Below are 11,070 nucleotides of genomic sequence, written 5' to 3'. Positions count from 1 at the left end.
TTGCCAGCGATGAGGCCGGCAAGAACAACCTGATCAGCAAGATTGATGTCGAGGCGGATGACCCCATCGTCGGCAATGCCGACTCCCACAGGGTTCCGGGCCAACCGCATGATCCAGCTCCGACACAGGAACCTGTGGGAGCTGGCTTGCCAGCGATGAGGCCGGCAAGAACAACCCGACCAGCAAGATTGATGTCGAGGCGGATGGCCCCATCGTCGGCAACGCCGACTCCCACAGGGTATCGGGCCAGCCGCGTGATCCAGGCCAGACACAGAAGCAGGGTGTTCACTGTTGTTGCGGTTAGCCAGTCCTCCGTCATTTTCAGCTATCGTCTCCATCCCGACCTCCCGCCAGGACCGCCCCGATGCGCATTGTCATCCCCGACGACTATCAAGACGTGATCCGCAGCCTCGACTGCTTCACCCGGCTTTCCGCGCACGAGGTCAGGGTCTATCACGATGTCCAGCCTGCCTCCCTCGATGAGCTCGCCGCACGTTTCGCCGATGCCGACGCCCTGGTGCTCACCCGCGAGCGCACGCGCATCGACGCGGCCTTGCTCGATCGCCTGCCGAACCTCAAGTTGATCAGCCAGACCGGCAAGGTTTCCGGTCATATCGACCTGGATGCCTGTACCGCCCGGGGCATCGCCGTGACCGAAGGGCGCGGCTCGCCCGTGGCGCCGGCGGAGCTGGCCTGGTCGCTGATTCTCAATGCCCGGCGGCAACTGGTGCCGGCCATCGAAGCCTTCAAGCAGGGCCGCTGGCAGGTCAATCTGGGCCAGGCGGTGGCGGGGCAGACCCTGGGTATCTGGGGCTATGGCAAGATCGGTCAGCGCCTGGCGCGCTATGCCCAGGCCTTCGACATGCCGGTGCTGGTGTGGGGCAGCGAGACCAGTCGCGCGGCGGCGGAGGCCGATGGGCACCGGGCGGCCGTATCGCGGGAGGCGTTCTTCAGCGAGGCGGATATCGTCAGTCTCAATCTGAGATTGTCCGAGCGCAGCCGCCATGGCGTGACCTTCGACGACCTCAGCCGGATGAAAAGCGATGCCCTGCTGGTGAACGTCAGCCGCGCCGAGCTGATCGCGCCGGGGGCATTGCTGCAGGCGCTGGAGGCGGGGCGGCCAGGGTTCGCGGCGGTGGATGTGTATGAGCAGGAGCCGCTGGTGGACCCCCAGCACCCCCTGCTTACTCACCCGCGAGTGCTGGCGACACCGCATCTGGGGTATGTGGAGAAGAACGGTTACGAGCTTTATTTCGGCGATGCCTTTGATAATGTCGTGGCGTTTTTTTCAGGTGAGCACTGAAAGACTAGGTTCTTCCCTGGCTTGATGGTGAGCTACAGTGATTTTTGTAGGATCTTTCTGTTGGGTATTTTCGGGGAGCGTTGAACTATCAGTAGTAGAGCGGTTATGTCTGTTTATTTCTTTTGAATGAAGTTTTTGAAGTCGGAAGTTTGGCGTGGGGGTTTGAAGGCAGAAAGTAAATGAAGTTCGATTGAAATATTTTGTTGTGGTTGCTCCTGTCGTGCTCTCGAACTGCTTTGATGTCAGTAAAGCCTTGGGTTAGAGCGTTTTGTCATGACTCTGTGGTGGCTGGTATTGAAAGGCCAGTATTTGACATGTCCATGGTGAAACGTTTCCATAGCTCGCCTCTTCGGCTGATCTGCCAGTCATTTAGCTCAGAATCGTCTGGTTAATTTCTGAATCCATGTTTTTGACTGGATGGTTTTTGGGGGTCAAATTTTTGATTATTACGCACGCAGGAGCGATTAATGTTTGGGGGGAGACTTATACCTAGCTGGTTTGATATCGATAGTCATTTTGAAAGACCATTCCGAGCGTTCAATACAGGAATGACTGCGTCCCGTTTTCCCGAGTTCGAGAGTACACCTAGCTTCGAACTGATTCACCGCAGAATCGCTAGTGTCCGCGAAGCTTTCAGGGTTGCAGAAATAGAAGTTGGCAGGCGTCTCCTTCAGCGTTTCTCCGACCTTGATATCCGAGTTGTGCTGAATGATTTGATTGCCATGGTCAAGGATCTGGGGATGATTCTGGCTGGTAGCGCGCTGACCGGCGGCATGGTGGGAGGGGGCATTGGTTTTCTTGCGGGTGGTGTAGGTGCATTTCCTGGCGCGATGGCAGGAGCTGTTGCTGGTGTACAGGCAGGAGCTTGGATTCTTGGTGTATTGGGGCTTGCTTCGATCACTGAGTTTTTCACCGAAGGCCTGAAACCGATCCTTGATGCTTATGCAAGGGGAATCTCTACTGCATGGAATGGTCCCCAGGAGCGTTCCCATGGCCCAATGAGCTACTACTCGGATAATGGACTCTCGGCAGGAATGGGTGGCTTGGAGATAGCACTTGCTCATGAGGCCGTAGTGGTTCTGCTGCTAAGTGCCATCGTTGCTTATTTGACGCGGGGTCGTGGAAATGCAAGTGTGCTGGCCGGTGAAATGCAGCGTAGCGAGCGAGGTGCGAAGCTGGGCCAATGGATGCTCAAACATGAAGACGTCCTGAAGCAGCACCCCGATTTGCAGTCTCGTGAACCTCGAGTAGGGAGTCTGGCCTCCGCAGATATCAAGTCGCCGCAGAATCGCCCGTCCGCTAATGACAGGGAGCAGTCCAAGGGCAGGCCGAACACCATGGCCCTCCATGAGGTCGAATGCTTCAAGGCTGACAAGATGCCGGAGTCCAAGATTGGAGAGTTCGAGCGGCAGTTGCAGGGGCAGGAGGATGGGTTGAATCGGCTTACGGTTGGGGAGTATTTGGAGAATATTGCTAGCCCAGTGAGTCGTAATAGTGCAACGGCGCAGAAAGCCCGCAAGGCTCTGAAATTAAGCATGCATGCTAGGTTTCAGAAGCAGTTTCAAAAGGAGATGAGCCCGTTGGATGCTGAAATGGCGGCTAGCAGAGAAACTGCTAGGATAATGTCAAATCTTGCAGGGCTACATAATCCTGATTTAAGAGCTGGTGGCAAGGATATCATCGCCGACTTCGGAGATCGGCAAGTGAACTCTAGTATTGGGCCACAATGGGTGTCAAAAATAACACGTTTAAAGTTAGCTGCTGAGAAGATTCCGGAGTCAGTGCGGGGTGTTACTTTTATTAATGTTAAGTTGCATAGGTGCTGATCAAGAGGAGATTGTCATGGATAAAGTCTTTGCTAGGTTTCTGGAAAAATTTGGTGGTCCTGTAGGTCGGCAAGAAGTCCCGATTTCAAGTATTTCTCGTTATAAGGGTAAGTTGCCAGATCAGCTTCTGGAGTACTGGGCGGCGCACGGATGGTGTGGTTATGGTAACGGGATTTTTTGGCTCGTGAATCCGCAGGAATACGAAGGTGTGGTGAAATCTTGGATTGAGGGAACAATCCTATCGCAACGCGATACGTATCACCTGATTGCACGTGGAGCATTTGGTGATTTGTATTTGTGGGGTGAGAAAACGGGTTTCTCGTTGATGATTACTGGGGTTTTATCTCGATATGTTGTTCATGACTTTGAGGTTGGTCCTGATGAGCTGGATAAAGAGGTACAAGGTTTTCTGTTGACGATGAGTGCAGAGTCTAATGATTTGGACGACTTATTCAAACCTGCGAGAAAAAAACTCGGAACTCTGCAGGCTGACGAAATGTATGGCTTCGTTCCTGCACTCATGCTGGGAGGGAATGCTTCCCTGCAATACGTAGAAAAGGTTAAAGCGGTTGAGCATTTGATTTTGCTTTCGCAGCTTGCCGAACTTCAGCCTTACAATTTCTAAAATGTGCAGGGTTTGCCACTTCGTAGCGGCAGTAGTCGACTAGTTAGGCGAAGTGGCGGTGGGCGGGGCTGAAGGCAAAGGTATAGTCAGTGGTTTCGGAGGCAGGCAGGTAAACTCCAGTACCGGCCGTGAAGACAAAATTCAAATTCTGAGGGTCGAGGCTGAAATGTGTCGGAATCCCTGCAAAGCTAAACTTTGCTCGGCGTAAAATTACACAAGTGCTGATCAAGGGAGGTGACCATGGACGAAGCGTTCGGTAGATTTTTAGAGAAGTTTGGTAGTCCTGTCGCTCGGCAGAAAGTTCCGGTATCCAGCATTCGGCGCTACAGAGAGAAACTGCCCAATAAACTTCTTGAGTACTGGGGTGAACATGGTTGGTGTGGATATGGTAATGGGATCTTCTGGATAGTTAACCCGCAAGAGTATGAGGGGGTTGTCGCATCATGGCTCACGGGGACGGAGTTTGAAAACTACGATACTTACCACCTGATCGCTCGCGGCGCATTTGGGGACCTTTATCTGTGGGGTGAGAAAACGGGGTTCTCTCTCAGGATTGACAGCCTTTTTTCTCGTTGTGTAATTCACGACTTTAAGCCCGAGCCAGAGTTAATGGATCGCAAAGTTCAAGATTTTATAGTTTTCAGGAAAGTCAGTTCTAATGATTTTGAAGAGATGTTCAGGTCGGCAAGAAGGAAACTTGGCACACTGCCTCATGATGAAATGTATGGCTTCGTTCCCGCACTCATGCTGGGAGGGAATGCCTCCCTAAAAAACGTGGAAAAAGTTAAGGCAGTTGAGCATTTGATTTTGCTTTCCCAGCTTGCCGAGCTAGAGCCTTACAATTTTTGATCACAAGGGCACGCGTACTTTGACCTCTGACCTCTGAGTTTCTGTTCACAGCGACCACAAGCGACTATCTCCTTCGTTTCTTCCGATCTCCGGACCAGGCAAATGGCATTTTCGCTGCTTTATGAGCGCTCTGAAAAAGGGGCAGCGCATTAGGGATTTCTGCGCAGCGGCGATCAATCAGGTGCGTGGCAGTTCGCGAATATCTACGGTTCCGCCCGCCTCGTAGACCGGGTTGCCCACCAGCAAGGCCCGGACCGCTTCGGCATTCTGCGCACGGATGCGGATAAAACCGTTTAGTTCGTCAGCGACCACCACGCTTGCCTGGCCTTTCTTCAATCGTTCGCCAGCCCCGATTGAACTGCCCCCATCGAATTGCCCGCTGTCCTGCAGCCAACCGATGTAGCGTTCCCAGCGCTCAGGGTCATGTGCTGCAACCTGATCGGGCGCATCCCCGTGCATGAGAATCATGTAGTCCTTCATCGGTCCTCCTTTATCGTCCAGACGCCGAACAGTAGCATGCCTCCCCTGAACGAGCTGCGCCAAAACGTTGGAGAACCGGCAAAGAGGTTTTCCGTCACTGAACAATGATCGCCTGATTCAAATCAATGGACGGTACTGGAACCCGGCAACGACTGACTTCCAGCCATTCGCGCATCTTCTTCGAATCGAAGATCTGGCCTTCATTCATCATCAGCAGTACCAGTGACTGGGACATCCGGTAACACCCGCAGCGTGGGCAACTGCGCTCTTCCCACCCCGGTGAACACTCGATGGATTCGGCACGACCCGCGCAGATCAGACAACTCATAGGAACCCCCTGTGTTTTTCTTGGGTGGGGAAAGTGGGTAGTTGGACAACAGTTGATAGGACGCTAATAAATGACATGAGAATTTCATGCCAGTTTCATAATGTGCTGGCTTATAACTTTCCTGCCGGAAACTTGCTTGCCGGGGCGGCGTTACTTGCGAGATCCCGTATGATTGCCGGCTGCCGTTGTCGACAAGGAAATCACCATGCCCCCGAACAAAGCCTGCGCCGTGCTCATGTCGGCTGCACCGGACCCGCGGATTCTGTTGTTCCGCCACCCTGTGGCGGGCGTGCAACTGGTCAAGGGCAGTATCGAAACAGGCGAAACTCCAGGCGACGCGGCCTTGCGTGAACTGGTGGAGGAGTCCGGCATCACTGGCGCCAAGGTCGAGGCCGACCTTGGCCTTTGGCAGGCTGGCCATGAGGGGCAAGTCTGGTCTTTTCATCTCTGCCGCGCAGCCGGCCCACTGCCGCAACAGTGGTCGCACCAGACCGTTGACGATCATGGCCATCGTTTCGATTTTTTCTGGGCGTCGCTTGACCGTATGCCTGTCGAGGACTGTGATCCGCTGTTTCAACGGGCGTTGGTCCACTTGGAGAAGATTTTGATGCCAGCCAATCTGCTTGCTACCCGTCCTGCTCTCAGGGGAATTGATGATGCGATCTGACGACACCCTTACGACTCCTCCAGCCGCTATCCGGCTCGAACGCGCCATTCCCATCCTGCGCATGTTCGATGAAGCCAAGGCCCGGGAGTTCTACCTGGATTTCCTCGGTTTCAGCATCGAGTTTGAACACCGTTACGAAGCGGACCTGCCGCTGTACCTGGGCCTGTGTCGCGACGGCCTGCAACTGCATCTCTCCGAACACCACGGCGATGCCAGTCCGGGGGCGACGCTGTTCGTGCCGGTGCACAACATCGAGCAGTTGCGTGACGAGCTACTGGCCAAGCGTTACGGCTATGCCCGCCCGGATATCGTCGAGCAGGGCTGGGGCAAGGTGCTTGAGGTGTACGACCCGTTCGGCAACCGGATCCGCTTCTGCGAAGGCTGAGCTATGCCAGCGTCAGTGGCCCGCAGTCCATCAGGCTGTTGCAGACCACCAACTGGCCAAGCATGAAGCCCAGGACGGCGCCGGCAAAACCGAGGCCGGCGACGATCCATGGCAGGCTGGTGCGGAACCGGTAGCGCAACAGCCAGACGGTGGCGCCGATACCGAGCAGCATGCCCGGGGCGGAAAACCACAGGCCGATCCAGGCCAGCCCGCCCTCGCGGCCGAGGCTGGCAGTGAAGAAGAGGTACGCCGTGATCACCGCCAGCGTCGCGGCGGTGCTGGCGCTCAGGAGTAAAGGTGGAGCGCGCAAGGCCAAGCCCAGGCCGATTGCCGCCAGCGGCAGGGCACTCAGTTGCCAGGCAAGGCTACCGAAGCCGGTGAGCACAAAAGCGCAGAAGGCCCCGGTCAGCAGCAGTGCGTAAACAAGATCGTCCCGTCGTGTGCTTGGCATTTCCCGTGCGTCCTTGCAGTTGTGGGCTCAACGAGAAAGTGTAGGTGTGGTGGAACTTGCTGTTCGGGGTTGTTCTTGCGGGCCTCATCGCTGGCAATGCCAGCTCCCACAGGGACCGCGTCGAGCGCAGATACTGCGACAGGCCCAGAACCCTGTGGCTATGCTCGCCGAAAGCGCGGCCAGCCCGGGCAGTTGATTCACCCCGCCCCGGAGCGTCGCCGCTTGATCCGGTACATATCGCCGTCGGCATGGCTGAGCAGCGTGTCCGCATCCATGCCATCCGCCGGATAGCAGGCCACGCCGATGCTGCAGGAGGGCATGTGCAGCCCGTCGAACTCCGTCCCCAGCGGTTCGGCCATGACGGCGAGGATCTGCGCGATCTTGTCCGACACTGCATTCTCCGGGTGGATATCGGTGAGCAGCACGATGAACTCGTCGCCGCCCATCCGCGCCACGGTGTCGGTTTCGCGCACGCAGCCTTGCAGGCGTTGGGCGATCACGCAGAGCACGCGATCGCCCATGCTGTGGCCGTAGTCGTCGTTGATCCCCTTGAAGTCGTTGATATCGAGGAACAGCAGGGCAAAGGTGGTCTTGTGCCGATGGGCGACATGCAGGGCGGCCTGCAGGCGGTCGTTGAACAGCGAGCGGTTGGTCAGTTTGGTCAGGGGGTCGTGATGGGCGAGGAAACGCAGCTCTTCTTCGGCCTGGGCCAGGGCGGTGACATTGCGCGCGACGCCGATCCGCGCCCCGACCTCCTCGGACCAGAACGCGGCCCAGAGGATATAGACCACGCCACCATCCTTGCGCAGGTAGCGATTGCGAAAGTCGAAATGCGGTTGACCGTTCATCACCCGGACGATGGAGGCTCGGGTGGATGGCAGGTCTTCGGGGTGCATGTAGCGGGTGATGGGGGTGCCGATCAGTTCATTGGCGCGGTAACCCAGCAGGGCGTGGCAGGCATCGCTGACGAAGACGATCTCGTCGTCCCGGTCGACCACGAAAACCGTATCCAGCATCAGATGGATAAGCTTGGGATAGAGCGCTTGCAGATCAACGGGCATAAGTCAGGTAGTCCGGTTCGTGACGCTTGGGCACAGCCTGGCCCTGAACGGGCCGGACCAGCGATCTGGCAGACTTCCTGTCGCTTGGCACAGCCCTGGAACGGCCTTGCTGCGCCAAATACAGCGTACATAAGCAGAAAAACGGGGGCAGAAAAAGGGGATAAAAAAAGAGGGTATCGGGGTTAGGGAAAATATAGCTGGCGGTTTGATATCTGGTGGCGCGGTGCAGGCAACAAAATTTATGTCCTGGTAGGCGCTGCGTCAGCTGCGAAGGACCGCGCCAGCGGTCCCGAAACCATCCCGCACGAACCGCGGCTCAACCCAGCAGCCCGGCGATCCAGTCGATCTGTTCTCCCAGTTCCCGCGCTTTGCCCTCCGGAACCGGCTGCTTCGCCCGGGTCAAACCCTCCAGCGTCTTGCGTTTCAAGCGCAGCAAACGTTGCCACTTCGCCAGAAACGCAGGGCTGCGCTCACGCAGCGACAGCGGCCCGAAATACAGCTCTTCAGCACTGTAGAGCACCGGCCCGCTGCGCTCGGCGACGATGATTTCGTAGTCGAAGCGGTTTTCCCGCAGCACTTCCTCGGCGACGATTCGATACCCCTGTTGCATCAGCCACCGGCGCAAGGGCTGTTCACCGCCGTTGGGCTGCAGCACCAGCCGTTCCTCGCCGCTCAATCTCTCCCGGTCCGCTTCGAGAATGTCGCGAATGGTCTCGCCGCCCATCCCGCACAGGCTGATCACGTCAATGCGGTCCTGCGCCTCGATCGCTTGCAACCCGCTGGCCAGGCGCACGCTGATCGAAGCTTCCAGCCCGTTCTCGCGCACGCTGCGTTGGGCGGCATGAAAGGGTGTGGCCGCCACTTCTCCGGCCACCGCCGCTTCCAGCAGGCCGCGGCGCATCAAGGCCACCGGCAGATAGCCGTGGTCCGAGCCGATATCGGCCAGGCGCGCGCCGGCCGGGATATGCGCGGCAACGCGCTCCAGGCGCCGGGAGAGTGTCTGTTCGTTCAAGCGGGGAGCCCTTTTTCTGAAACGGCGAAAGCGGATCGGGGGCGCGATTCTGGCGGGCAATCGCCGGGATTTCAAATCCGCCGGACGACCACCGCAACCGCTGGAAGGTCGATGCCCGGCAGCCGGCTCGCTTATTTCTGCCGCCAGATCAGCTCGCCAACGTCATAGCCCTGCTCGCGGGCGATGCCCAGCAACTTGCTGCGGGTGGAGTCGTTGATCTCGGCTTCCCGCGACAGCAGCCACAGGTACTCGCGGTTCGGGTGCCCGACCAGTGCCACCTGGTAGTCGGCATCGTGATACAGCACCCAGTACTCGCCCTTGGTCATCTCCGGGGCCAGACGGCTGAACCAGTTATCGAAGCGCACCCAGAGTTTGTCGGTCTTGCCGGGTACCTGGGCCTCGGCGATGCCATTGGCCTGGTTCCACTCGCCATCCTTTTCCTTGCAACGGTTGGTCACGTCGATCTTGCCGTCGCTGCGCAGCTTGTAATGCGCCTCGGACTGCACACAGTTGCGCTGGAAGAACATCGGCAGCCGCGCCTGCTCGTACCAGGTGCCCTGGTAGCGCTGCAGATCGACCTGCATGGTGGTGGGCGGTGCGCTGCTGTGGTCGGTGCTGGAGCAACCAGCCATTGCCAGCATCAGGCAGGACAGCAGCAGGGGTGTACGCATTGCCATTTCGACCTCCGGGAACGTGATTGACGGGCTCTTTGATGCTTTGAGCGGGATCGTCAGGAAAAAGTTGTACAAACTTTTCCCGGAAAAACTATACAAAGAGATATGCGCGTACAGGATTTCTCCTCGGTGGAGTCAAACCCATGGCAATGGTCTGCAATCGTCGCTGGTTGGCCCGAACCGCTTTTTGTCTGCTGGCCCTGGTGCCATTGGCCGCGGCCGACTGGCGCAGCGGCTTGCCCGGGGCGCGCCCGGTGGGCAGCGGTGAGTTCACCTGGTTCGGGTTGAGCCTGTACCGCGCCCGCACCTGGAGCACGGTCACGCCGCTGGCCTGGAACCAGCCTTTCGCTTTGGAACTGACCTACCACCGGAATCTTTCCCGGGACACCCTGGTCGAGGCCAGCCTCGATGAAATGCGCCGCTTGCAGGGCGACCGGTTGTCGGCCGCCACCCTTGAACGCTGGGCTGGGGTGATGCGCGAGGCCTTTGTCGATGTGCAACCGGGCATGCGCATTACCGGGGTCTACCTGCCTGGTGCGGGATGCCGTTTTTATGTCGATGGCCAGTTGCGCCGCGAGGTCGGGGATGTCGACTTCGCCCGCGCCTTCTTTGCCATCTGGCTCGACCCGCGGGCCCGTGATGCCAAGTTGCGCCAGCGTCTTTCCGGGCTGGCGATGGATAACCGAGGAGACTGATGATGCGCAGCGTGCTGATCGTGCTGGGTGCCTTGCTGTTGGTGGCGTGCGGCAATGTCGAGGTCGAGGACTATGCCAACGAGCAGCCGCATTTCGACCTGGCTGCTTTTTTCTCCCGACCGGTCGAGGCCTGGGGCATGTTCCAGAAGCGCTCGGGTGAAGTGGTGAAGCGTTTTCACGTGCGTGTCGACAGCCGTCGCGAGGGCGGGCGGCTGATCCTCGACGAACACTTCGTCTACAGCGACGGCACCCGCCAGCAGCGCACCTGGACCCTGGTCGTCGACGGCCCTGGCCGCTGGCGCGGTACTGCCGGGGACGTGGTTGGCGAGGCGGTAGGCGAGGTCGCCGGCAATGCCCTGCACTGGCGCTATCGCCTGGATCTGCCGGTGGATGGCCGCAACTGGGTGATGGACATGGACGACTGGATGTACCTGATGGATGAGGACACCCTGATCAACCGGACCCGCATGAGCAAGCTGGGGGTGGAGGTGGGGCAGATCACCTTGTTTTTCCGGCGTATGCCGGAGTGAATGCAGGGGGCTTGGCTGGTGCAGGCTTCCAGGTGCATGACCCTGTTTTTCTAGCGCCCTCTAGATCGAGCGCCGCCCACGCGGCGCATCGCGAAGCGCATGCCGATAGTCTTTTAGTGTTCTCAAGACCGAGCGCCGTCCACACGGCGCATCGCGGCTAACAGCCGCTCCCACATTTGTTGCA

General features: G+C 58.1%; 13 protein-coding genes and 1 pseudogene. 8 read left to right on the top strand and 6 right to left on the bottom strand.

Annotated elements, in window-relative coordinates:
* Nucleotides 1-364: 364 nt before the first annotated feature.
* The 4 genes from ACODSK_RS31240 (at nt 365) to ACODSK_RS31225 (ending at nt 4,603) form a co-directional block, all read left to right on the top strand.
* The gene (locus tag ACODSK_RS31240; RefSeq protein ID WP_489021813.1) at nt 365-1,303 is read left to right on the top strand and encodes a D-2-hydroxyacid dehydrogenase family protein; all 939 of its coding nucleotides are present in this window, start codon (nt 365-367) and stop codon (nt 1,301-1,303) included.
* Nucleotides 1,304-1,770: 467 nt separating this feature from the next.
* On the top strand, nt 1,771-3,129 hold the full coding sequence (locus ACODSK_RS31235; protein WP_489021811.1) for a DUF6861 domain-containing protein: 1,359 nt from the start codon (nt 1,771-1,773) through the stop codon (nt 3,127-3,129).
* A gap of 16 nt (nt 3,130-3,145) precedes the next feature.
* Nucleotides 3,146-3,754 (top strand): GAD-like domain-containing protein, encoded by a 609-nt coding sequence (locus tag ACODSK_RS31230; protein WP_489021809.1) that lies wholly within the window; start codon nt 3,146-3,148, stop codon nt 3,752-3,754.
* Between the two features lie 240 nt (nt 3,755-3,994).
* Nucleotides 3,995-4,603 (top strand): GAD-like domain-containing protein, encoded by a 609-nt coding sequence (locus ACODSK_RS31225; protein ID WP_489021808.1) that lies wholly within the window; start codon nt 3,995-3,997, stop codon nt 4,601-4,603.
* Nucleotides 4,604-4,780: 177 nt separating this feature from the next.
* Here the strand turns inward: ACODSK_RS31225 and ACODSK_RS31220 are convergent, their stop codons facing one another.
* Nucleotides 4,781-5,083, bottom strand: coding sequence for a YciI family protein (locus ACODSK_RS31220; protein WP_489021806.1), 303 nt, complete (start codon nt 5,081-5,083; stop codon nt 4,781-4,783).
* Between the two features lie 94 nt (nt 5,084-5,177).
* Nucleotides 5,178-5,318: a hypothetical protein gene (locus tag ACODSK_RS31215; RefSeq protein WP_489021804.1), complete on the bottom strand. Its 141-nt coding sequence runs from the start codon at nt 5,316-5,318 to the stop codon at nt 5,178-5,180.
* Between the two features lie 298 nt (nt 5,319-5,616).
* Between ACODSK_RS31215 and ACODSK_RS31210 the strand changes: the two genes are divergently transcribed.
* Together ACODSK_RS31210 and ACODSK_RS31205 are read left to right on the top strand one after the other, a co-directional pair.
* Nucleotides 5,617-6,078: an NUDIX hydrolase gene (locus ACODSK_RS31210; RefSeq protein WP_489021803.1), complete on the top strand. Its 462-nt coding sequence runs from the start codon at nt 5,617-5,619 to the stop codon at nt 6,076-6,078.
* Between the two features lie 28 nt (nt 6,079-6,106).
* Nucleotides 6,107-6,463, top strand: a pseudogene (locus ACODSK_RS31205) (glyoxalase superfamily protein); the annotation flags it as partial.
* A gap of 1 nt (nt 6,464) precedes the next feature.
* On the opposite strand, the gene ACODSK_RS31200 reads toward ACODSK_RS31205, so the two are convergent.
* From ACODSK_RS31200 to ACODSK_RS31185, 4 genes are all read right to left on the bottom strand, one after another.
* Nucleotides 6,465-6,914 (bottom strand): hypothetical protein, encoded by a 450-nt coding sequence (locus ACODSK_RS31200; RefSeq protein ID WP_489021801.1) that lies wholly within the window; start codon nt 6,912-6,914, stop codon nt 6,465-6,467.
* A 197-nt stretch (nt 6,915-7,111) separates the two neighbouring features.
* Nucleotides 7,112-7,975: a diguanylate cyclase domain-containing protein gene (locus ACODSK_RS31195; protein WP_489021799.1), complete on the bottom strand. Its 864-nt coding sequence runs from the start codon at nt 7,973-7,975 to the stop codon at nt 7,112-7,114.
* Nucleotides 7,976-8,291: 316 nt separating this feature from the next.
* On the bottom strand, nt 8,292-8,987 hold the full coding sequence (locus ACODSK_RS31190; RefSeq protein WP_489021797.1) for a tRNA (adenine(22)-N(1))-methyltransferase: 696 nt from the start codon (nt 8,985-8,987) through the stop codon (nt 8,292-8,294).
* Between the two features lie 131 nt (nt 8,988-9,118).
* A complete protein-coding gene (locus tag ACODSK_RS31185; protein WP_489021795.1) occupies nt 9,119-9,664 on the bottom strand; it encodes a lipocalin family protein in 546 nt (181 codons plus the stop codon).
* Nucleotides 9,665-9,810: 146 nt separating this feature from the next.
* Between ACODSK_RS31185 and ACODSK_RS31180 the strand changes: the two genes are divergently transcribed.
* Nucleotides 9,811-10,356 (top strand): chalcone isomerase family protein, encoded by a 546-nt coding sequence (locus ACODSK_RS31180; RefSeq protein WP_489021815.1) that lies wholly within the window; start codon nt 9,811-9,813, stop codon nt 10,354-10,356.
* A 2-nt stretch (nt 10,357-10,358) separates the two neighbouring features.
* A complete protein-coding gene (locus tag ACODSK_RS31175; RefSeq protein WP_489021793.1) occupies nt 10,359-10,886 on the top strand; it encodes a DUF3833 domain-containing protein in 528 nt (175 codons plus the stop codon).
* Nucleotides 10,887-11,070 lie beyond the last annotated feature (184 nt).

Source organism: Pseudomonas sp. FG98 (assembly GCF_057808595.1).
The sequence above is the reverse complement of the archived record's forward strand: the minus strand, read 5'-3'. Positions and strand labels throughout refer to the sequence as shown.